The organism is Nitrosospira sp. NpAV (assembly GCF_000832065.1).
Classification (GTDB): Bacteria; Pseudomonadota; Gammaproteobacteria; order Burkholderiales; family Nitrosomonadaceae; genus Nitrosospira.
Window position 1 is genome coordinate 1 of record NZ_JXQM01000011.1, and the last position, 22,450, is coordinate 22,450.

The following is a 22,450-nucleotide window of genomic DNA, read 5'->3' on the forward strand; positions in this document are numbered from 1 at the left end:
AAAATTCATGGCGGAGGTTCCTGTGGATCCGGGTGAAAAATGCCCGCAACTATAGCAGAATCATGCCCACTTTTGAACAGTGGGGATTATCTGTTTGCGACAATTTTACCCACTACTGCACCGCAGCCGGATTAACCCGGCTGCGCTCCGCTCAAGGTTGTCTACAAATCATTGTTCCGTTTATTTCCAAGAAGATACTGATACTTGTTCTTCTCGCATACCATTCTAACGGTAGAATTTTCCTTCACGCTCCGGTTGGGAGACGATTTCCACAATCCGTACCTTTATCGTACCTCCGCCTGGGCGGGGCCACTCTATTTCATCGCCGGTGGAAAGCCCAAGAAGGGCACTGCCCACGGGGGCGAGAATGGAAATTTTATCTCCGGTACCATCCACATCTTTTGGATAGACCAAGGTCAGGCAGAAATCTTCACCCGAGGAATCAATGCTGAAGCGGACGGTTGAATTCATGGTTACCACTGATGGGGGTATTTGCTCGGACTCGACAATTTCAGCGCGGTCGAGTTCGGCTCGCAATGCCGCCTTGCCGGGAAATGCATTTTCCGGAAGCGATTCAAGCAATGCTTCAAGCCGGTCCAGATCTTGGGACGTCAGTACAATTTGCGGTCTGCTACTCATTTTTCATCCTCGTTTCAAGTTTCAGTTAAATTCAGACAGTTTCCGGGAGCCATATCACAAGCTGACGCTGGGACGAGCGAAGGCTAGAGGCATTTAGAGCACTGTGGTTTTTCTGCTGTCCACTCAATCGGTATTGCACCGACTAAAGCACCCGGAATCCCGCTGGGGCAGTTTTGATCAGTATAGACCGGGGTAAAAAATGTGGCTAACCCGATCCGAAAGAAAGAAGTGTAATTTTACACCAAACAGCGCCAATATTACCATGGCATCGCCATGGGTTTGATTCGATCTCGATGTTTGAGTATGCCCCTGAGTATATATCTGGATCATCCCGCTCACATTGACCCGTTCCCGTGATGGGCGTACAGTCGAATGCAACTATCCGGTTTTTTTGAGGAGGAGATTATGGCCACCATGCAGTCCCCCACTATTGTAAATCCCACCGTATTGATTCCGGTCGATCCGGCAATCGAAGCCTATATGCGTAGCCTCGCAGGACAAACAGATCATCCGGTTCTGACAGAAATGGAAGCGATAGCGAAGGAAAACAATTTTCCTATCGTCGGCCGTTTAGTGGGCGTGTTTCTCGAAACGTTGGCCAAGACAGTCAATGCTAGACGTATATTCGAATTTGGCAGCGGCTACGGTTATTCCGCTTATTGGTTTGCCAAAGCGGTGGGTGCGAATGGGCAGGTAATCTGTACTGATGGGGACCCTCTCAACAAGGAGAAAGCAGAGCAATATCTCCGTTCCGCAGATTTGTCGGAGAGGGTGGATTTTCGTGCGGGACTTGCTCAGGAAATATTTGCGCAAACCGAGGGACCATTCGATATCTGTTACAACGACGTCGACAAAGGTGATTATCCTGAAGTCTGGCAAATAGCTAAAGACCGCATTCGTCCAGGTGGTCTTTACATTGCTGATAACGTGCTCTGGCATGGACGTGTGGCGGTGGAGAAATATGTTGATATTGTACCCGGCTGGACTGAAGCAATTCTTGAGCATAACCAGCTTATTTTTAATGATCCTGAATTTGATGCTTTTATCAATCCGACACGTGATGGCGTTGTCGTGGCGCGTAAAAAGACTCATGATAATATTGATAAGTAATCATTTAACAAAATCAGGAGTTCCCTCGTTGTCGGTGAAAACCCATATGCATTATTTAAGTCTCTCAAGTATTCAACAATGTTAAATTCCTATGATCACTGGTAAATATCCTATGTCTGGTATCGATTCCGAGATTCCGTTGTCGTCAGTTCCCCTTCGGGAGCGTAGTTTAAGGACTGTGTGGCACCCCTGTACCCAGATGAAACAGCACGAGGTGCTGCCACTCGTTCCCATCGCCCGTGGGAAAGGCGTATGGCTTTATGGCTTCGATGGCGAACGCTATCTCGATGCCATTGGTTCCTGGTGGGTCAACCTGTTTGGTCACACCAATCCGCGCATCAATGCCGCCATCCACGAACAGCTGGATAGACTGGAGCATGTCATGCTTGCGGGTTTTACGCATGAGCCGGTGGTCGAATTATCGGAGCGTTTGAGCAGGCTGGTATCGGGCAAGCTCGGCCATTGCTTCTACAGCAGCGATGGCGCATCCGCGACAGAAATCGCCTTGAAGATGAGTTTTCACTACTGGCACAACAGCGGTCATCCGGAAAAAAATGATTTTGTCAGTCTGCAAAATGGCTATCACGGTGAAACACTGGGTACGCTGTCTGTTACCGATGTGGCATTGTTCAGGGATACTTACGCGCCACTATTGCGTCACAGTGCACATGTTCTTACCCCGGACTGGCGTTACGCAGCGGCGGGGGAGTCCGTCGAAGATTACACGCAACGGGCCGCAGCCGCGTTGGAAGCGCATCTCGCGCAACACCATGCCAAAACCGCGGCGCTCATTGTCGAGCCGCTTGTGCAAGGTGCGGCGGGCATGGGCATGTATCATCCCGATTATCTGAAGCTGGCGAGACAGATATGCGATAAGTACCGGGTACATCTGATTGCCGATGAAATCGCGGTCGGTTTTGGCAGAACCGGCACCCTGTTTGCCTGCGAGCAGGCCGATATCACGCCGGATTTTTTATGCCTGGCAAAAGGCTTGAGTGGCGGCTATCTCCCCTTATCCGTAGTGATGACCACGGATTCGATATACCAGGCGTTTTATCACGACGAGACCACGCATGGTTTCCTGCACTCCCATACGCATGCGGGTAATGCGCTCGCCTGCCGCGCCGCGCTGGCTACACTGGATATTTTTGAGCAAGACAGCATCATTGAGGCTAACCGCGTTAAGGCGAGCTATCTCAATCATGCAGTACGGCCGATCGCTTCCCACCCCAAAGTCAGAAACTTCCGAAACTGCGGCATGATCTGGGCATTCGAAGTGGAGACCGATGACCCTGCTTTTGCCGGGAAATTTTTCCAGGCGGCACTTGCGCAGGAATTGGTGCTACGCCCGCTGGGAAATACGGTCTATTTCATGCCTCCGTATATCATCGATCAGCAGGAAATGGATTTGCTGGCTGCGGGAACTTTGCGGGCGCTTGATTCATTCTAGAATAACCACGAATATCGAATTGCTACAAACGACTGTATTCAATTAGCATGTGTTGTTTGCAATTCCTTCGTTTGCAATTCCTTCTATTCGTTGTTTACGTCTGAAAAATATAATTTAGTATTGCTTTTTTTGATTAGGTGTGTACAATTATTTCTGACAGGCCTGTTTGTAGTAGGGGATTGTGGCATGCGGTGATTTTCTCCGTCCATGCAGGTATGTAAAGTAGTAGGCCGTTTGCCTGAAAGCATACGGCAGAGCAACTGATGTAAAGTGAAACTAGGGTTCCGATTTTCTCAAGATTAAGAGGAAATGTCTGGTCCGAGAGTTTCCGGCTTCGTCGTGACGAGGCTCCACGGAGGGATAAAAGCCCGGGAGATCATGTATATATACATTGACTCTTGGACTTGGCCCACTGATTAATGGAGACTTCGTCATGCACTTCCTTTCTGGATTTTTCCTTCTTGTTGTGCTCATTGATAAGCTCGAAAGACTACTTATAGTCTCTCGGACCGCTTTTGCCGCCTTGAAAATAGGTATGAGTTGCCGACAGACTCATGTCTCGACCTGTGTCTTGGGAGGAACATCATGCCAATAAACCAAGATCAGAATAATTTTACTTCTGATAGCGCACTGACTAAGCCCCAAACACTCAAGCGCACCTTGAGCGTATGGAATTGCTTTACGCTTGGTTTTTCTGTCGTATCCCCAGTCGTAGGCCTCTACGCCATTTTTGGTGTTCAAAACTTGGTGACCGGGGGCGGTTGGATTTCCGCCCTGGCGCTATGTCTGGTAATGCAAATGATGGTGGCCACGGTTTATGCGGAGCTTTCCTCACAATTCCCCATCGCAGGCGGTGCTTACAAGTGGGCGCGGCAGCTTATAGGACCGCGAACAGGTCAGTACGCCGGAGTCATTTACGTTAGCTCCACGATCGCGATGCTGACTACGACTGCCTATACAGGCGGCATGTGGCTTTCCGCTGTTTTTGTCGGAGGTAACGCGCAGGGCGTAACCGCGGTGATATCGGGCGCCGTGTTCCTGCTGATCTGTACGATGGTCAACCTCGTCGATCAGAGTATCTTCAAGGTAATCAATTTACTGGGCGTCTGCGCGGAAGTGATTGGATCGATATGCGTGGCGCTGGTTTTATTTTTCTTCTTCCGGATCCATCCGGTTTCCGAATTGTTTCAGCATCTGGGTACAGGATTGGCCCCCACCGACCTTGCCGCTTTTCTGGCTGCAGTAGCGATCGCGGGCTGGGCATTCATCGGTTTTGACGCCTGCTCCACCATTGCTGAAGAAGCTCATAACCCCGAGAGAATGATCCCGCGTGCGATCTTCCTTTCCCTGTGCGCTGTGGGAAGCGTGGTCCTCTTCAATTCTTCCTCGCTCATGCTATCCATTGATCATGACATCCTGGTGGAAGCCAGCGCGACTTCTGATCCCATCTCGCCCATTATTACCAGCACCATCGGAGCTTGGGCCGCGAAGCCATTTTTAGCCATTGTGATGATTGCTTTCCTTTCCTGTGGATCTTCGGTGGTTAATTACGTTTCCCGCATCGTATTTTCAATGGCGCGTGAGGGGAATATGCCAGCTCCGCTCTGTCGTGTGACAAGACATAAAATCCCACGGAACGCCATTCTTACGACCATATCGCTGTCCGGTCTCGGGTTGCTTTTCGGGTTAAATGACGGAGCGGTCGCCACCATCATTGCTTTCGGCACGGGAGGACTCTATGCGATGTTCTCCATGACAACCGGCGTTGGGTTATACGCCCGTCTTACAGGCCGGTGGAATCCTGCACTGGGTGCATTGAAGTTGGGTGGCTTGGGACTGGCGATAAATACAGTAGCCTTCTTTTGGGCCGTGTTCGAACTTATCAACATCGCATGGCCTCGCGAATATGTAGTGGCAGCCGGAGCTCCCTGGTGGCAGCTCTGGGCGGTCCCCCTGGTATTGGGCAGCATCCTGGGTATAACTACATTGCATATACTGATTAGTAATAAGCGCCGCAGCACAAAAAATGAAACCCAAAAAGCGGCGCAGCAGGTGTAAAGCAAGAGAACGGCTTGTTATGCATCAGATGCCGAATGATTGATGAACAATTTATTATGAAGGAGAAGAATATGAACCAACCCAACGCATATTTATGGAAAGAAAGAATCCCTGGCGGTTGCCACTGGTCTGGCATCGTGCGCCGGGGAACGACCCTGCGTCTGGTGAATGTGGCAGGTAATGCCAATGCTGCAGTGCTCTTTTACAATATGGAAGAAAAACTGGAACGCTACAACATGGCGGATACGCTCAAGACGCAGCATACATTCCGCCTAACCAAAGGCCACGCCTGCCATTCCGATATGGGACGCATTTTCTGTTGTATCAGCGAAGATACCTCTGGCTGGCATGACACCGTATGCGGCCTGAGCGACGCCGACTTGATACGCCAGAAATATGGTGTCGGACGGTACCAGGAGCTTCGCAACGACATGTTCCGTAGCGGACTCGACGGCATGCTGATTGAACTGGGAAAGTGGGGATTGGGTATGCGCGACGTGGTATCCAATATTAATTTCTTCAGCAAGGTAACTGCTAATTCATCCGGGGAACTGGAATTTCATGCCGGTAGCGGCAAGGCAGGCGACTATGTGGATTTGAGTTTCGAGATGGATACGCTGGTAGTGCTCTCCGCCGCCCCCCATCCTCTCGATCCGGCGGAAACTTATCGTCCCGGGGAGATCAGTTTGACCGCTTTTGCGACGTCCACGGGTTCCGGCGATTTCCGCTGGGGACCGAAGGAATGTACGCGCATCGCAGAGAATGCGCGCGGTCTAGAAAATACCCAACGTTTATATGCCCGTGGAGGTGCAGCATGAGTGCGCAAAATCTTGTTGAAAGCAAATTAAACCCTAATCTAGCCGTGGTGGATGAAATTTGCGCGGCGGGCGACCCATGGGTCAAAGTAGTAAAAAAAGGCCAGGTATTCCGTATTGTCGACCTGGAGGGTAATCAGGCGGTAGATACTCTCTTCTATAACGCCAGCGATGCAATGGAACGCTACAGCTCAACCGATACGATCCGTCGCCAGAATCAGTTATACCTGACCACAGGCAGTAAACTCTATTCCAATTTCGGCAATATCATGCTGACCATCGTTGCCGATACATGCGGACGGCATGACACCGTGGGAGGTGCTTGCGCAGCGGAGAGCAATACCGTGCGCTACACGCTCGACAAATATCCAATGCACAGCTGTCGCGACAGTTTTCTTCATGCGCTAGCGCATGATCCTGTTTGCGAGAGTCTCGGCATGAGCAAGCGCGATATTCCCAGCAACATCAATTTCTTTATGAATGTCCCCGTATCGGAAGAGGGTGGACTGGATTTTGCGGATGGTGTTTCCGCACCCGGCAAGTATGTTGAGATGAAAGCCGAGATGGATGTTGTGGTGCTTATTTCCAACTGTCCGCAATTGAACAATCCATGCAATGCCTACAATCCTACTCCTATCCAACTATTGGTTTGGGATTAATCTGGATGGTATGCGAAGCAATGTGGCCATAGATGACATTTAAATAATTTGGCAGGATAATCTGCCTCAACCCGGCAGGAGACTCTGCCAAGAAAGGGGAAAAACATGTTTGAGAAAGTGCCGGATACGAATATAAATGTTGCACATACTATCGATGTGCTCGATCCTCCTAGCATACAGACCACGATACAGGATTATCCTGGCCGGCTGGGGTACTGGAACATCGGTGTGCCACCATCCGGACCGATGGATAGTCTGGCGTTCCGTTTAGCCAATCGCCTGGTCGATAATTTGGAAGGGCAAGCGGCGATTGAGATCACTTTTAGTGGTCCAACCTTGCGCATCAATTGCGACAGCATCATTGCGGTGACTGGCGCGCCCATCCAGGTGAGTCTGGATGGCAAGCCATTGGCGCAGTGGGAATCCCATAAGGTCAAAGCCGGTGCGCTGCTGAAGTTCGGCGATATTGTGAATTATGGCTGTCGCGCCTATCTGGCGGTTCACGGCGGTTTTGAGGTGCCGGACTACCTTGGCAGTAAATCCACTTTCATGCTCGGCCAGTTCGGTGGTCATGCGGGACGTATCTTGCGCCCCGGCGACGCGCTGCCTATCAGGGCGGCTGGCAATCATGTTCCTCGCAAGCTCCCGCAAGAACTGATTCCAAAGTACACCAATAATTGGGAAATCGATGTGCTGTACGGTCCCCATGGGGCACCGGATTTTTTCACAGATGAAGATGTCAGCAATTTTTTTGCTTCTGACTGGAAGGTACACCACAATTCCGACCGTACAGGGGTGCGCCTGCTCGGTCCCAAACCAAAATGGGCGCGCACCGATGGCGGCGAGGCTGGACTGCATCCGTCCAACATCCATGACGTAGCCTATTCGATTGGTGCCGTGGATTTTACTGGCGATCTGCCGGTTATACTCGGGCCGGATGGCCCCAGTCTGGGTGGTTTTGTCTGCTTGGCGACCTTGGCTCACGCCGAGCTTTGGAAGATGGGACAACTCAGGCCCGGCGACAGCGTGCGCTTTCGCCAGATATCGGCTGACAGCGCTAAAGCACTCGAGCTATCACAGGATGCATTAATTCGAGATTTCCGTTTATCGGAAGCACCGCCGGTCGCGGCGGTAAAAGAAATCGGTAGCCCCATCCTTCATACCATTCCTGAGAGCGCGCAGCAGACACGGGTGCTATATCGGCAAGGCGGTGACAAGAACATGTTGGTTGAGTATGGCCCACTGGTGCTGGACTTCAATCTGCGCTTCCGCATACATGCTTTGATGGGATGGCTTCAGCAAGCTATTGATGCAGGCCGCCTGAAAGGCATTGTGGATCTGACCCCGGGTATCCGCTCGTTGCATATCCATTTCGATTCGAAATTGCTGCCACGCGACAAGCTGCTGGAAATTCTTATTTCCGCAGAAAAAGAGTTGCCCGCCATTGAAGATATGGAGGTGCCCACGCGTATCGTGCATCTGCCGCTGTCATGGAATGATCCGTCAGTGCAGTTGGCCATGAAGAAATATATGCAATCGGTGCGCAAAGATGCGCCTTGGAATCCAGACAATATCGAGTTCATTCGTCGCATCAATGGGTTAGAAAGCATTGAAGAGGTAAAACGCATTATATTCGAGGCGAGCTACCTGATAATGGGATTGGGTGATGTATATCTGGGCGCGCCGCTTGGAGCACCACTGGATCCACGGCATCGCCTGGTTACCACTAAATATAATCCGGCGCGTACTTGGACACCCGAGAACGCGGTGGGCATCGGCGGTGCTTATATGTGCGTATACGGTATGGAAAGTCCCGGGGGGTATCAGCTGGTGGGGCGTACCGTGCAGATGTGGAATAGCCATATCCAGACGAAGGATTTCAAGGATGGCAAACCCTGGTTGCTACGGTTCTTCGATCAGGTGCGCTTCTATCCTGTAACGGAGAACGAGTTGATTGAACTGCGCAAGGATTTCATCAGCGGGAAGTTCAGTCTGCGTATTGAAGAAAGTAATTTCAGTTTGAAACAATACAATAACTTTCTGAAAGAGAACGCCACGGCAATCGATGCCTTTAAAACCAAGCAAAAAGCGGCATATGTCGCTGAGCGTGAACGCTGGAATGCAGGGGGTCAGGCAAATTATACATCCAGCGAAATCAAGCATGACGACGCAATCGTTCCGCCTAGCGAAATAGATTTGCCCGCCGGTACGCGCGCCATTAGTACACACGTTACCGGCACGGTATGGAAGCTCCTGGTCAAGGAGGGGCAGAAAGTCACTGCTGGAACCCCGGCAGTGGTGGTGGAATCGATGAAAATGGAGTTTACGGTGGATGTGCCGGTCAGTGGCACGGTACAGCAATTGTTCTGCAAGGTGGGTGGTCCTGTGTCTGCCAGGCAAGTTATCCTGGTGATTAAAGAGGGTTGAGTGCGGGTGCTGTCCGAGTGGATGCTTCACTAAACTATTTATTAAAAAACAGCGATAAAGGACACGATATGAATCAGCTTATTTCGAATGCGACTGCCCATTCCGATAGTGTCAATCCGATGGAAAAAAGTTTGGACGGCGTGGCCGACTATCTCCCAGGCATGACTATGGAATCGCCGTGCTGGGATGTCTCACGAATCGAGGCATTGCTGGATCTGCCATTCAGCGATCTAATTCATCATGCGCAATTGGTTCATCGTCAGCATCACGATTCCAACGCCGTGCAGCTATCCACATTGGTTTCAGTCAAGACAGGAGGATGTCCCGAGGATTGCGGGTACTGTCCTCAGGCGGCACGTTATCACACCAATGTCGAGAATCAGGACATGCTGTCACTTGATGAGGTGGTCGCCACGGCGGCGGCGGCAAAGGCGCAAGGTGCTTCACGTTTTTGCATGGGAGCGGCATGGCGCGGGCCGAAGCAGCGGGATATCGAGAAGATGACGGAGATGGTGAGTGCCGTAAAAGCGCTGGGCCTTGAAACTTGTGCCACCCTGGGGATGTTGAAGCCTGGTCAGGCGGAACAACTCAAGGAAGCGGGGCTCGACTATTACAATCACAATCTCGATACCGCCCCGGAATATTATGGGGAGATCATCACCACGCGCGGCTATGAGGATCGGCTGAATACGCTGAAGAAGGTACGGGGCGCGGGTATTAATGTATGTTGTGGCGGTATCGTGGGCATGGGTGAATCACGCCATGCCCGTGCCGGCTTAATCGCCCAATTGGCGAATCTCGATCCTTATCCTGAATCCGTTCCAATAAACCATCTGGTCCAAGTCGAAGGTACGCCATTGAATGGCACAGTGGCGCTCGATCCGCTGGAATTTGTACGTACGATCGCAGCAGCACGGATTACCATGCCTAAGGCAATGGTAAGGTTGTCGGCGGGTAGGCAGGAAATGTCGGATGCGGTGCAGGCATTATGTTTTATCGCAGGCGCCAATTCAATTTTCTACGGCGAGAAGTTGCTTACGACTGGCAATCCGGAAGCTGAGCGAGATAAGGCGTTGCTGGATAAACTGGGACTGCACCCGATATAAGCGAGGCGCATGTTAACTTGCCTTATCTTCCTGCACGCCCGACGAGTAGCGAACCGCGTATAGCCCGACCGGACGGCGCGGCAGGAATGTCCGATGATCTTACTGAATAACTACGCGAAGAACCACGTGGCGAAGACGAGAAGTTATACCGCCGCCATATAACCCTGGAAAGTTCTCCAGCAAACACATGTTTCCATAGATGGATGCGGGTATGCCCGATATTTTGCAGTAGCGATTATCTTGGTCTTGCCATCATCCTTGGTTGAAAGCGGCAGGCAGCGATCAGACGGAACGCAACAATTGCAGATGCGGATTGATCATGCCGCCTCATACAGTCATGGCCTATTTTCGATTTATTCCAATCGGATTGTGGTCAATCTGGTCAGGTTTCTTTTATGGGTTTCGTTAACCGCATGAACTACGACCATACCATCGACAAGCGGCAGGTGCGCAACGCCTTTGGGCGAGCTGCGGCGGGTTACGACCGCGCTGCATTCCTGCAACGTGAAGTGTGCGACCGGATGCTATCACGCCTCGATTGCATTAAACATACACCCGATGTCATACTCGATGCCGGCAGTGGCACGGGCTATGGGACACGTAAACTGGCCACGCGCTATTCCAATGCCAAGGTGTTGGCGATCGATATTGCGCCGGCTATGCATTTTCAAGCACGCATCGCGGCTTTATGGTGGAAACAACTATTAATAGCGCGTGGGAGTCAGGCTGATTATGTGATTGGCGACATTGAGCAGATGCCGCTCAAGGATTCATGCGTGGGATTGGTCTGGTCCAATCTGGCGCTGCAATGGTGTAATGACATTAAGCAGACATTCGCCGAAGTGCATCGGATACTTCAACCCGCTGGCTTGTTCATATTCAGCACTTTTGGCCCAGGCACCTTGAAGGAGTTGCGCCAGTCATTCCATGGAATTGATGGTTATAGCCACGTCAATCGCTTTATAGATATGCACGACATTGGCGACATGTTGGTGCATAATGGCTTTGTCACGCCTGTGATGGATATGGAATATATCACGTTGACCTATGACGACGTAACCAGCGTGATGCGGGATCTTAAAGCCATCGGTGCGCATAATGTCACTCAGGGCAGGCGACGCGGCTTAACTGGAAAAACCGCATGGCAAAAAGCGATAAATCACTACGAGATGCTACGCATAAAAGGAAAATTACCGGCAACGTTCGAAGTAATTTATGGCCATACCTGGAAGCTGTAGCGACAAAAAATAATTCTCATATCCAAACCAGACGAAAGATCAACTTTACATAAAAGCGTGAGTTCTATGGCAAAAGGTTATTTCCTCCTCATTAGTACCGGAACGATGTAGGCGAGACGCTAATCAGTTGAGCGTTGTTGCATGCCTTTGGCATGTTTAGCGAGACTGCCGGCGTATAGGCCGACGGCCAGCAGGAATTAGGGAAGAGATCATGTTTGAGAAAGTACTGATTGCCAATCGCGGCGCCATTGCCTGCCGTGTTATTCGCACGCTTCGCCGCATGGGTGTGAAAAGTGTGGCGGTCTATACGGATGCCGATGCGTTGTCCCGGCATGTGTTGGAGGCCGACGAGGCATATTGCATCGGCAGCGGTGTTGCCGCGGAAAGTTATCTGCGCACCGACAAGATCCTGGAAGTCGCGCGGCATACGGGTGCGAAGGCCATTCATCCCGGGTATGGTTTTCTGAGCGAAAAAGCGGATTTTGCCGAACAATGCGCCGCCCATGGTATTTGCTTCATTGGTCCTACTCCCCAGCAGATGCGTTCTTTTGGCCTGAAGCACACGGCGCGGGAACTGGCCTTGCAGAACCGCATGCCGTTGCTGCCAGGCACCGATTTGCTGGAGAATGTGGAAGATGCGCTTCATCAGGCGGCGGCCATCGGTTATCCGGTAATGCTGAAAAGCACCGCGGGAGGCGGTGGCATCGGTATGCGTTTGTGCTGGAACAAGAATGAGTTAAGCGGCGCTTACGAATCGGTGAAGCATCTGGCGCAGAACAACTTTAAGGACGCAGGTCTATTTCTGGAAAAATATGTCGAGAATGCGCGCCACATCGAGGTGCAGATTTTTGGCGATGGCAAGGGAGAGGTGATCGCGCTGGGTGAGCGCGATTGCTCGATGCAGCGGCGCAACCAGAAGGTAATCGAAGAAACACCCGCACCCGGCCTTACGCCTCGCTTGCGTCAAGCGCTGCTCGATGCCGCCGTACGCCTGGGCAAGGCGGTCAATTATCAATCCGCCGGTACCGTGGAATACATTTTCGATTCGTCCAGCGGCGAATTCTATTTTCTCGAGGTGAATACGCGGCTGCAGGTCGAACACGGCGTGACCGAAGAGGTGACCGGCATCGACCTGGTGGAATGGATGGTGCGGCAAGCCGCCGGAGATCTGCCGCCCCTGGGTTTGTTTGACATCAAGCCGCAGGGAGCTTCCATTCAGGTGCGCATATATGCCGAGAATCCGGCGCGGGATTTTCAACCGTCCTGCGGCACGCTCACCGAGGCCGAGTTTCCGCCTTCATCCGGGGCGCGTGTCGAAACCTGGGTGGAGCGCGGCGTCGAGGTGTCTCCTTTCTATGATCCGATGCTGGCAAAAATTATTGTGCATGCGGCGGATCGCAAGCAGGCAATCGCCAAGCTGCTCGCTGCGCTGGATGTTACCGCTCTGCATGGCATCGAAACCAATGTAGGCTATCTTGAACAGATTCTCCAGGGCACCGCATTTCACGGTGGCCGGTATACGACGAGCTTTCTGAATGGCTTTCACTATATTACACATACTATCGATGTCCTCAACCCCGGCGTACAAACCACCGTGCAGGATTATCCCGGGCGGACAGGCTACTGGAGTATCGGCGTTCCACCCTCCGGTCCGATGGATGGCCTGGCATTCCGCCTGGCCAATCGTCTGGTCAGCAATACTGAAGATAAGGCCGGGCTCGAAATCACCCTTGCCGGACCGACGCTGCGATTCAACTGCGACAGCGTAATCGCGGTGTGCGGGGCACCCATGGAAGTACGTCTGGATGGTGAACCCCTGGCGCAGTGGCGAGCGCATTCAATCAAAGCGGGCGCGCTGGTACAGTTCGGAAAGCTCAGGGATCATGGCTGCCGTGCTTATCTGGCGGTACAAGGCGGTATTCAGGTGCCGGATTATCTCGGCAGTAAATCCACCTTCACGCTCGGACAGTTCGGCGGGCATGCCGGGCGCACGCTGCTCACAGGTGATGTGCTTCATGTAGTTGCAGCAAATAGCCGTATCCGCCGCGTGCTGCCGGATGAACTAATACCCCATTACACCAATAAATGGGAAATTGGCGTGCTGTACGGACCGCACGGTGCGCCCGATTTTTTCACCGATGAGGATATTCGGATTTTTTTCGCTACCGACTGGCAAGTACACTACAATTCGAGCCGTAGCGGCGTACGTCTGATCGGCCCAAAGCCGCATTGGGCCCGTAGCGATGGCGGCGAGGCGGGCCTGCATCCATCCAATATCCATGACAATGCCTATGCTATCGGCACGGTGGATTTCACCGGCGACATGCCGGTGATATTGGGTCCGGATGGTCCCAGTTTGGGTGGCTTTGTTTGTCCCGTGACTATTGTCCGTGCGGAATTATGGAAAATGGGACAGCTCAAGCCGGGCGATAGCGTCCGCTTTTGCCGTATGTCGGCGGAGCCAGCGCTCGCGCTGGAGAAATTGCAAGACGCGACGATCCGGCATCTTCGAGTGCCGAGAGCGATCCCCCTCGTGCGCAAAGCAAGAAACGGCACAGGGGATAGTCCCATCCTTCACCACATTCCGCAAAGTGCCCGGCAGGTGCAGGTGGTGTATCGTCAATCCGGCGACAAAAATCTGCTGGTTGAATATGGGCCGCCGGAACTCGATCTCAATTTGCGTTTTCGCGCGCATGCACTGATGGAATGGGTTCAAGGTAATCTTGATGCAGGCCGCTTCAAAGGCATCCTGGATTTGACGCCGGGTATCCGCTCATTGCAAATCCATTTTGATTCGCGTGTGCTGTCGCGCGACAAACTCCTGAAGCGTCTGATCGCCGCGGAAAGAAAGTTGCCAGCTATTGAGGATATGGAGGTACCGACCCGTATCGTGCATCTGCCACTGTCATGGGCCGACGGGGCAACACGATTGGCCATCGAGAAATACATGCAGTCAGTGCGCAGCGATGCGCCATGGTGCCCAAGCAACATTGAGTTCATTCGCCGGATCAATGGGCTAAACAGCATCGAGGAGGTACAGCACATCCTGTTCGAGGCGAGTTATCTAGTGATGGGGCTTGGAGATGTATATCTGGGCGCACCGGTGGCGACACCCCTGGACCCCCGACATCGACTGGTTACCACGAAGTACAATCCGGCACGCACCTGGACGCCCGAGAACGCCGTGGGTATAGGCGGCGCTTATTTATGCGTATATGGGATGGAAGGCCCAGGCGGCTATCAATTTGTCGGACGCACCGTACAGATGTGGAATCGCTACCGCCAGACAGCTGATTTTAAGGATGGCAAGCCCTGGTTGCTACGCTTCTTCGATCAAATCCGGTTTTATCCTGTAAGTGAAAGCGAGCTGCTCAAGCTACGCAAGGATTTTATTACCGGGCACTTCAAGCTGCGGGTAGAAGAAACCACGTTCAGCTTGAAACAGTACAATGTTTTTCTGCAAAAAAAAGCGGTGTCGATCAGCAGGTTTAAAGCCAAACAGCAGGCCGCATTTGAAGCTGAACGCGACCGCTGGGCGGCTGAGGGCAAGGCGGAATATGTGAGCGAAACCACGCTTGGCAAGGCAGACACGCAGAGCGAACTAGATTTACCGGATGGCGCGCAAGCTGTCAGTGCGCATGTGACCGGCACGGTATGGAAACTGCTGGTCAAGGAGGGGCAGCACGTCGAAGCGGGGAGTCCGGTGGTGATAGTCGAATCAATGAAGATGGAATTTGCGGTGGAAGCGCCCGTCAGTGGAATCGTACGTCGGTTGTTCTGCAAGGAAGGGGGGCATGTGTCCGCAGGCCAGATGTTGCTCATTATTCAAAGCTAGATTGGCATGCTAGGGGGAAGGATTCGGGATCTGCGAGCAGTTGAGCAATTCCGCTGAACAAACTGATGCTTTTTTAAGCAGTCTGGTTTTATTGAAGGGGCTTGAAAATGGGTGGCGACGTACGGAAATCAGTGAAATCAGTGAAGGGACGACTTGAATCTGATAATTTACGAAAATATGAAGATTTCTATAGCTTAGCTCGTGATCGCCTGTTGGCAAAGGCGGAAATTGCCGCTGAGCGTTTTAAGGAGACTAAAACATTCGAATTTCCAACCTGGCAATATGGGGAGCCGATCGGCACAATTTTAAAACTTGAAATCGAGGACTGTCCCCGATTTGGGGACATTGCATGGATTGAAATGGACAGCGCACGTACTGCATTTCTTTCGGTCGATATGCAAGTAGATTTTTGCGGCAAACATGGGTATGTCGACGCAATGGGTTATGATTTGTTCCTCACTGCGTCAGCTCTCATGCCTGTCAGGAGTTGTCTCGAAGCAATACGCGGAACCGATATAAAGGTCATACATACCCGTGAAGGACATGAACCGGATCTCTCCGATGCACCCTTCAACAAGGTATTGCGCAGTAAGATTATCGGCAACGGTACCGGTATCGGTGAGATTCCGGAAGGCGGTTTGGGCAGGTTGCTGGTTCGAGGTCAGAAGAACTGGGATATTCATCCGGATGTTTATCCCATCGCAGGTGAATATGTTCTGGACAAAGCGGGTAAAGGTGCTTTTGGCAGCAGCACTTTGCACATGTATTTAAAGAACCTAAGCATCACGCATATTATCATTACAGGTGTTACGACGGATGTTTGTGTGCATACCATTATGCGTGAAGCTAATGATTACGGTTATTGGTGCATACTGCTCAAGGATAGTACCGGCGCTACCGACCGAGGCAACTACGAAGCCGCCATAAAATCAGTCAAGATGGAAGGCGGTGTTTTTGGCAACGTAACTGATTCAAAAAAGTTTATTGATGCGGTGAACAGGCAGCTTCGCTAAAGAGTCACGGAAAAACCTTCATTAATCCGTGCAATTGGTGGAGCCTTTTCATCATCCGCTCACGATGTTGGTTGCCAGCAAAGCTCACCAGGTCTTCTGGCTGCTCGATTATTATGAAACAGCGTGCTGGCGAAGAATGTCGTGAAAGTGATCATGTTTCGCGTGCTTCTCCCGGAATCCCTCAAATGTGAGCCCTGGGCACATAGAGTCGGCGTGTGCTTGCCCCGCTTAATCTGTGCAACAGGTCCCCAAGTCTGCTGTCTGCTATTTTCTCTCAGTTGCCCAGTCTCAAAATTCTGTTGAACCCAGCCCGCTGCACTTTCTCTTCGTTTCTTACTATACTCGTCCCCGCGAAGTTCCCTGGGGGTTATACGTAATTGGTATCCTCACTAGGTTGCGTGACCACCGGTTATTCAGATCTTTTAAGTAAATGGTAATCGCCCATTTATTCGTTCTGACAACCATGTGAACGCTTGGAGTGTTGGCAAACCAACATCCTGGATGGAACAAGTTATACCGGGGGGGAAATGAAGAGAAAATTCGCATTTAACCAAAAATCGAACTTAACGCCGGTTCGCCGACATCGTCGGTTGCACACGAAAATTCGTTTGGTGGCGTTTCTCTAAGAACTTCCCTTAGCATAAAACCAGGGTTTCCCCAATATACTCGTCGTATTGACTGAGTTAGGATGAAGCTACCTTCATTCTATTTGAGTTCATTACTATCATGAAAACAAAATTAGGGAATGTTTTTGCAGCGTTATCCATGATGGGCATCTTGATTTCGGCAAGCCCGATGGTGACGGCGGCTCATCATGTCGACACTCCGGAAATTCGCGCGTCCATCCAGAATGCTGCCATGCGGAGCGAGCATGAAGCCATTGCAAGGCATTATGAAAATGCCGCCGCGCAGATGCAGGTGAAAGTAGAGGAACAAAAGGAACTGCTGGAGCAGTATGAGAAAATACGTTTGTATGGTTGGCAATCCCACAATTTGAAATCGCGTACCGTGGCTTTGATACGCAAATATGAGCAAGCCATGCGATCAAATATGGATGAAGCCTTTTCTCATCATCAAATGGCCTTGGGACTTCAGGAGCACAATTAAGCAATTCATGGTGGCCATAAATCAAGAAGTCGTTGACGTGGTGACTGCCTGAATTTCAGGTGGAAGGAAGTGGTGTTCCCAAGGCTGGTGGAAATAGTCCATTAGGTATAAATGTAATTTTCTTGTCAATACCGGGAATATGAATTGTCATTTTTCTGTGAAATAATTGTTATTAGAGTCTTGACAAATGATTCCTGGCCTGGCATTATTCGTTTACCTAGATTGCTGTAGGTATAAAGACTCTGAGCATTCGTCCCGTAGCAGATAGCGAGGACTCTGAATATCCCGTCCGTAGCAGATAGTAAGGACTCTGAATACCACGTCCGTAACAGATAGCAAGGACTCTGAATATCCCGTCCATAGTAGGGTAGTAAGGACTCTGACCATTTGTCCAGTGTAAGGACTCTGACCATTCGTCCGGTGGCAAGGACTCTGACCATCCGTCCAGTAGTGATTTTTAATCAATGGAATAGGAGAAATCAAAATGGCAACGACACTAGGCAAAAAAACAAAAGAAATTTTTGCGGTTTTATCCTTGCTCGGCTTATTGGCTGCATGCGCGCTGATGAGTACAAGCGTAAGGGGAGAAAACCTGTCCGGGCAGGCAGCTATTCGGAACGCTACAGCCCAGGGCGAACATCATGTCTTGGCAAAGCATTTTGAAGATGTTGCCCGCGAAATGCAGACAAAAGCGAATGAACAAAAAGAATTGCTTGAGCAATATGAGAAAGGGCATTTGTATGGCTGGCAATCTCACAATTTGAGATCGAGCACCTTGGCTTTGATACGCAAGTATGAGCAAGCTGCACGATCAAATATGAAAGAAGCTGCTTTTCATCGCCAAATGGAGCTGAAACCTAAAGGCAATTACGCGAGCCATGGGGGTTTGCAGGGTGACTCTGCTTTTGGAGAAGCGCCCCGCGTGGAAAATAACTGATATTCGCGCAGGCTGGGGAACCCGAGCAGCCTGCGCGGTCAGATGTGAGGGAAGTCGTCTTTCCCATCGATAGTAGAGGGAGGATGGAGCAATTGCGCCATTCGTAGCGGTGAAATGAAGAAATTCAATTAAAGGGCATGCTTCCCTGATCAGTAGTTATGGAATTTCAGATGGATTCGAGTTTCCTGATATGAGAGCATGATTTTTGGCGGATGTGCCCAGTATGAATAGTCATTTTTATGTGAAGTTATTGTGAGCAAAAGTTGACAAAGTATTACTAAATGAACATAATTATGAAAATTAAATCCAACTTTTGTCACGTCGCACGCAAGAAGAACTCCGGAGAATCCATGAACGCAGGAAGATTTTTCATCGCCATGATTGCAATGGGTTTGTTAGCCTCGTGCGCTTCGATGACTTCCCATGAAGCTATCCGGAATGTAAATGCCGCCAAGAACGCTAAAACTCGCAGTGACCATAATGCCTTGGCGAAGCATCATGAAGACACCGCCAGGGAAATGGAAGCAAAGATTAGCGAACAAAAGAAATTGCTTGAACAGTATGAGAACGAACAGCTGTATGGCTGGCAATCTCATAATTTGAAATCGCAGACCACGGCGCTGATACGTAAATATGAGCAAACTGCGCGCTCAAATATGAAACAGGCGGCTACTCATCGCCAAATGGCATTGGGATATCATTATGCGATTCAGGGCGGGCAGGCACCACGCGCCGGAAATAATTGATAGGGCATCTTCTGCCCTATCAGTTCAAAACGATGCCATGAAATCGAGCGAGAACAGCCACTGGTCCTTCTTGTTATCAAAAGGCCGATATGGCTGATCAAGGCCAACTACCCTGTCATAGCGAATATTGGGACGTATATTGAAACTTCGCATTGCTTTCCAATTATCCAGTTTCAATCTTTTCGCGGGTTTCCAGTTCAAGCCTATGGTCGTTTCGTAATAATCGGCGGGTGCGGAAGTAATTGGGAAATTGCCCGCATAACTTACGCCTTGATTATTGGTGGCAAAGGCTACCCGAAGTGGCGAGAGAACACGGAAACCGTCCCTATCGCGGAACCACTCGCCGCGGATGCCTATACTGAGGTCCTCCAGGAGGTCATAATACAGATGTGTATTAACGCCTATCCATTGCACATCCTTTTGCTGACCGTTCATCAGCGCTCCTCCCACGAAGCCGTGTACGTAATGCACCACAAGGTGAGTTTTATTGGTAACCCGATATTGTAAGACCGAGCTGATCAGAGTCCAGGGTTCCTGACTTCTTGCGGAAACATCACCAAAAGTACCGTAGATATTAAATGAGTTTCTCTTGTCCTCACCGACCCACGTAATACCCGCTATGCCATTCCAGTTAGTGAGTGCGGTTCTAGTCAAATTTGCATCCCAGCCACCGGTACCGCTGCCGGTAAGCGGTCCCGCAACTAAAGACCAACTCTTAGTCAGCTTATAGTCAAATAATAAACCCATATGAGTGAACGGGTGACCATTATCTAAAGAATATGCATGTGTGTAAAAGAAAACGTCAGGGGCTGGGCCGATTTCGTAACCGGTTGGCGAAAAGAAATGGCCGGCTTTGATGTTGAGGCCCTTTCCAACCGGTGCATAGAATTCCAAATAAGCCTGGGGAAGCGCTATGCCATAGGTGCGAGTCGATTTACAGCAAATATTAAGGTCCCAACTACCTCTATTATTAGGTTCGCCGCTGTTTACATCGAAAGGGGGAATACCGGCTGCCTGGTAATAAATAGCATCCGTACCGAACATGAAATCGATGCGGCCCCCAAAATCCCAGGTATCGCCCTCTGCAACCACGGGGCGCTCCAAAAATATATTGAATTGATTCAATTGAAATCGATCGGCACGATCAGCGAAACTGACGGGACCATTAAATCCATTGCCCGGGTTATTCGCGTTATAAGTCGCTCCAGCTTGGAACCACCCGCCGACTGTTATGCCGCTGTCTTTAAATAGCGTCAATAAGTTATTAGCAGAGGCGTTACCCTTATTAAAAAAGGAGTTGCCGCTATTGGCATAGACATTGCTTAAATTCAGAGTAAGCAGGACAAGCAGCGTACCTGCCAAGAACTGAATTTTTATTATTTGGTTTTGCATTTCAATTCCCCCCTATAACTTTAAGAAATGAGTAGAACGCTAACGCGAAAGATCTTTGAGGAAGGCGTGCGATAAAAACCATGGATTTGCACAAGTGGCTATGGGATTGGAGATGATGGCCAATTGGACAAAAGAGCGAATCGAACGGATATTGCGATAAACAGTAGTACCTGTTGGATACTTGAGGCAGCCGGTATTTGATTGGCCGACATGAAGACATACCATGCTAACGGGCTGGATGCGGACGCGAAGATCGCCCCGATGTCCGGGAGCGGTTATATACTTTTCCGCGATAGGCATTTGTGATTGACTAATCCTTGGAACAAAAGAGAGAAGTCCAAAGATTATCTCCACGAACTCCGGGCGATTAAGGTAACAAGTGTCTGAACTTAAGCTCTGAAGAAATCGCCGTGCAGGTTCATAAGATCCTTTCAGGCTGCGTTGCGGGTTGCTGAATTCCATTTCCTATACCCCTCTCTTGATTTAACCTGCAACGCTTGCCGAATTTGGCACCTTTCCTGCAATAATCCGCAGTCGTGACACGAAATTACTTGACTGCATGCGGCCACCTCGCTGAATTCCCTAAGCTCAAGATATGTTGAGCTGTAGCTTGCCTTGAAATCTATAGCAATTGGGGCTTTACTCATTCTTACCTTGTCATTCAACTATCCGGCTGTGCTGGACGTATTTTGAAATCTTTTCGAAACTTCTTCCCTTTTTATGGGTAAAACCCCAATTTTGTGTAAAGTATCTATACCAATGACATATTCATCCGGTTAAATTTCACTATTGAAGCCTTCTATCTTTTGTGGGCGTGATGCGAGGCCACTATTTTTCTCAAGTTCGGAAGCAATTCGCCGGTGAGCGACGGCTTCCTTCATATTGGCCATCGCAGCTCCCTCATAATTGCGTATTAACGCCCACGTGCTTGATTGCAGGTCTTGAGCGCGTTTACCATAGAGGTAGCTTTTTTCCTCATAGTGCTCAAGTAGCTGTTTTTGTTCCTGTGCTTTTACCCATAGCGCCTTGGCCTTATCTTCATGGGATTTTGCCAGGATCGTATGCTGGCTTTCGCTTGAGGCCATGGCGCCCTGAATGGCTGCCTGGCCAGCGATATTTTCTCCCTTTACGTTGGCAGTCATTAGCGCGCATGCGGCCAACAAGCCAAACAGGGATAAAATCGTAACGATGTCTTTTGTGCCTAGTATCGTTGCCATTTTGATTTCTCCTATTCCATTGATTAAAAATCACTACTGGACGGATGGTCAGAGTCCTACACTGGACGGATGGTCAGAGTCCTTGTCACCTTGCTGCGGACGGATGTTCAGAGTCCTTGTTACCTTGCTATGGACGGATGTTCAGAGTCCCTTTCCTTACTTATGGGGCAAATGATCAGAACCCCGGATATTGGGATAAATCTGTTGGGGCGAGTTCCTACAAGTTTAATTTCGGCAGAATTTTATTAATAACATTATCCTTTTCAAGTTCGGAAGCAACTTGCCGGTGTGTGGCGGCTTCCTTGATACTGGCCATCGCGGCTCGCTCATAGTTTCTTATTAACGCCCAGGTATGTGCTTGCAAGTCCTGCGCACGTTTACCATAGAGATAGCTTTTTTCCTCATAATGCTCAAGCAGCTGCTTTTGTTCTTTTGCCTTTATCCATAGATCGTCGGCCTTATCCTCATGGTACTTTGCCAAGGTCTTATGTTCGCTTGGGGTTGTAGCGTTCTGAATGCCTGCCAGCCCCGTGGGACCCTCCCCGGTTTCGTATGTTGCCATTGGCGCGCATGAAGCTAATAAACCGATTGTAGATAAAGCTGTAACAATATCTTTTGCTTTTCTGCCTAGTGTCACCACCATTTAATTTCCCCTATCCCCTTTATTAAAAATCACTATTGGACAGATGGTCAGAGTCCTT

16 protein-coding genes, 1 pseudogene and 1 riboswitch are annotated in these 22,450 nt (G+C 50.3%); of the genes and pseudogenes, 13 read left to right on the plus strand and 4 right to left on the minus strand.

Annotated elements, in window-relative coordinates; genetic code table 11:
- Positions 1 to 225: 225 nt before the first annotated feature.
- Complete coding sequence (gene rnk / locus SQ11_RS08035) at positions 226 to 639, minus strand: nucleoside diphosphate kinase regulator (protein WP_004175666.1); 414 nt, start codon at positions 637 to 639, stop codon at positions 226 to 228.
- Between the two features lie 405 nt (positions 640 to 1,044).
- On the opposite strand from rnk, the gene SQ11_RS08040 reads away from it, so the two are divergent.
- The 13 genes and pseudogenes from SQ11_RS08040 (at position 1,045) to SQ11_RS08100 (ending at position 19,140) form a co-directional block, all read left to right on the plus strand.
- Positions 1,045 to 1,749 (plus strand): O-methyltransferase, encoded by a 705-nt coding sequence (locus SQ11_RS08040; RefSeq protein ID WP_041513666.1) that lies wholly within the window; start codon positions 1,045 to 1,047, stop codon positions 1,747 to 1,749.
- A gap of 112 nt (positions 1,750 to 1,861) precedes the next feature.
- Positions 1,862 to 3,199: an adenosylmethionine--8-amino-7-oxononanoate transaminase gene (gene bioA, locus SQ11_RS08045; RefSeq protein WP_052494091.1), complete on the plus strand. Its 1,338-nt coding sequence runs from the start codon at positions 1,862 to 1,864 to the stop codon at positions 3,197 to 3,199.
- A 265-nt stretch (positions 3,200 to 3,464) separates the two neighbouring features.
- A riboswitch (guanidine-I (ykkC/yxkD leader) is annotated at positions 3,465 to 3,576 on the plus strand.
- Positions 3,577 to 3,784: 208 nt separating this feature from the next.
- Positions 3,785 to 5,257 (plus strand): APC family permease, encoded by a 1,473-nt coding sequence (locus SQ11_RS08050; protein ID WP_052494092.1) that lies wholly within the window; start codon positions 3,785 to 3,787, stop codon positions 5,255 to 5,257.
- 71 nt (positions 5,258 to 5,328) lie between these two features.
- Positions 5,329 to 6,075, plus strand: coding sequence for an urea amidolyase associated protein UAAP1 (locus SQ11_RS08055; RefSeq protein ID WP_041513656.1), 747 nt, complete (start codon positions 5,329 to 5,331; stop codon positions 6,073 to 6,075).
- Positions 6,072 to 6,731 carry an urea amidolyase associated protein UAAP2 gene (locus SQ11_RS08060; protein ID WP_041513657.1) on the plus strand — a complete coding sequence of 220 codons (660 nt, stop codon included), beginning with the start codon at positions 6,072 to 6,074 and terminating at the stop codon, positions 6,729 to 6,731. Before SQ11_RS08055 ends, SQ11_RS08060 begins: the two co-directional genes overlap by 4 nt.
- Positions 6,732 to 6,875: 144 nt before the next feature.
- A pseudogene (locus SQ11_RS08065) lies at positions 6,876 to 9,158 on the plus strand (5-oxoprolinase/urea amidolyase family protein); the annotation flags it as partial.
- A 161-nt stretch (positions 9,159 to 9,319) separates the two neighbouring features.
- The gene (gene bioB / locus SQ11_RS08070; protein WP_052494094.1) at positions 9,320 to 10,264 is read left to right on the plus strand and encodes a biotin synthase BioB; all 945 of its coding nucleotides are present in this window, start codon (positions 9,320 to 9,322) and stop codon (positions 10,262 to 10,264) included.
- A 413-nt stretch (positions 10,265 to 10,677) separates the two neighbouring features.
- Complete coding sequence (bioC, locus tag SQ11_RS08075; RefSeq protein WP_052494095.1) at positions 10,678 to 11,502, plus strand: malonyl-ACP O-methyltransferase BioC; 825 nt, start codon at positions 10,678 to 10,680, stop codon at positions 11,500 to 11,502.
- A 211-nt stretch (positions 11,503 to 11,713) separates the two neighbouring features.
- On the plus strand, positions 11,714 to 15,337 hold the full coding sequence (gene uca / locus SQ11_RS08080; RefSeq protein WP_041513659.1) for an urea carboxylase: 3,624 nt from the start codon (positions 11,714 to 11,716) through the stop codon (positions 15,335 to 15,337).
- Between the two features lie 107 nt (positions 15,338 to 15,444).
- The gene (locus SQ11_RS08085; protein ID WP_198140827.1) at positions 15,445 to 16,350 is read left to right on the plus strand and encodes a cysteine hydrolase family protein; all 906 of its coding nucleotides are present in this window, start codon (positions 15,445 to 15,447) and stop codon (positions 16,348 to 16,350) included.
- Positions 16,351 to 17,076: 726 nt separating this feature from the next.
- A complete protein-coding gene (locus SQ11_RS08090; protein ID WP_041513660.1) occupies positions 17,077 to 17,457 on the plus strand; it encodes a hypothetical protein in 381 nt (126 codons plus the stop codon).
- A gap of 484 nt (positions 17,458 to 17,941) precedes the next feature.
- Positions 17,942 to 18,394 carry a hypothetical protein gene (locus tag SQ11_RS08095; RefSeq protein WP_041513661.1) on the plus strand — a complete coding sequence of 151 codons (453 nt, stop codon included), beginning with the start codon at positions 17,942 to 17,944 and terminating at the stop codon, positions 18,392 to 18,394.
- A gap of 350 nt (positions 18,395 to 18,744) precedes the next feature.
- A complete protein-coding gene (locus SQ11_RS08100; protein ID WP_041513662.1) occupies positions 18,745 to 19,140 on the plus strand; it encodes a hypothetical protein in 396 nt (131 codons plus the stop codon).
- 24 nt (positions 19,141 to 19,164) lie between these two features.
- On the opposite strand, the gene SQ11_RS08105 is transcribed toward SQ11_RS08100, so the two are convergent.
- The 3 genes from SQ11_RS08105 to SQ11_RS08120 form a co-directional block, all read right to left on the minus strand.
- The gene (locus SQ11_RS08105) at positions 19,165 to 20,532 is read right to left on the minus strand and encodes a porin (RefSeq protein ID WP_052494093.1); all 1,368 of its coding nucleotides are present in this window, start codon (positions 20,530 to 20,532) and stop codon (positions 19,165 to 19,167) included.
- 776 nt (positions 20,533 to 21,308) lie between these two features.
- Entirely contained in the window at positions 21,309 to 21,749 is a 441-nt protein-coding gene (locus SQ11_RS08115) for a hypothetical protein (protein WP_041513664.1), read from the minus strand.
- Between the two features lie 217 nt (positions 21,750 to 21,966).
- A complete protein-coding gene (locus SQ11_RS08120; RefSeq protein ID WP_041513665.1) occupies positions 21,967 to 22,392 on the minus strand; it encodes a hypothetical protein in 426 nt (141 codons plus the stop codon).
- Positions 22,393 to 22,450 lie beyond the last annotated feature (58 nt).

Coding starts and splice junctions, on each gene's coding strand:
- rnk (WP_004175666.1), bottom strand. CDS start 639: ATGAGTAGCAGACCGCAAATTGTACTGACGTCCCAAGATCTGGACCGG.
- SQ11_RS08040 (WP_041513666.1), top strand. CDS start 1,045: ATGGCCACCATGCAGTCCCCCACTATTGTAAATCCCACCGTATTGATT.
- bioA (WP_052494091.1), top strand. CDS start 1,862: ATGTCTGGTATCGATTCCGAGATTCCGTTGTCGTCAGTTCCCCTTCGG.
- SQ11_RS08050 (WP_052494092.1), top strand. CDS start 3,785: ATGCCAATAAACCAAGATCAGAATAATTTTACTTCTGATAGCGCACTG.
- SQ11_RS08055 (WP_041513656.1), top strand. CDS start 5,329: ATGAACCAACCCAACGCATATTTATGGAAAGAAAGAATCCCTGGCGGT.
- SQ11_RS08060 (WP_041513657.1), top strand. CDS start 6,072: ATGAGTGCGCAAAATCTTGTTGAAAGCAAATTAAACCCTAATCTAGCC.
- bioB (WP_052494094.1), top strand. CDS start 9,320: ATGACTATGGAATCGCCGTGCTGGGATGTCTCACGAATCGAGGCATTG.
- bioC (WP_052494095.1), top strand. CDS start 10,678: ATGAACTACGACCATACCATCGACAAGCGGCAGGTGCGCAACGCCTTT.
- uca (WP_041513659.1), top strand. CDS start 11,714: ATGTTTGAGAAAGTACTGATTGCCAATCGCGGCGCCATTGCCTGCCGT.
- SQ11_RS08085 (WP_198140827.1), top strand. CDS start 15,445: ATGGGTGGCGACGTACGGAAATCAGTGAAATCAGTGAAGGGACGACTT.
- SQ11_RS08090 (WP_041513660.1), top strand. CDS start 17,077: ATGAAAACAAAATTAGGGAATGTTTTTGCAGCGTTATCCATGATGGGC.
- SQ11_RS08095 (WP_041513661.1), top strand. CDS start 17,942: ATGGCAACGACACTAGGCAAAAAAACAAAAGAAATTTTTGCGGTTTTA.
- SQ11_RS08100 (WP_041513662.1), top strand. CDS start 18,745: ATGAACGCAGGAAGATTTTTCATCGCCATGATTGCAATGGGTTTGTTA.
- SQ11_RS08105 (WP_052494093.1), bottom strand. CDS start 20,532: ATGCAAAACCAAATAATAAAAATTCAGTTCTTGGCAGGTACGCTGCTT.
- SQ11_RS08115 (WP_041513664.1), bottom strand. CDS start 21,749: ATGGCAACGATACTAGGCACAAAAGACATCGTTACGATTTTATCCCTG.
- SQ11_RS08120 (WP_041513665.1), bottom strand. CDS start 22,392: ATGGTGGTGACACTAGGCAGAAAAGCAAAAGATATTGTTACAGCTTTA.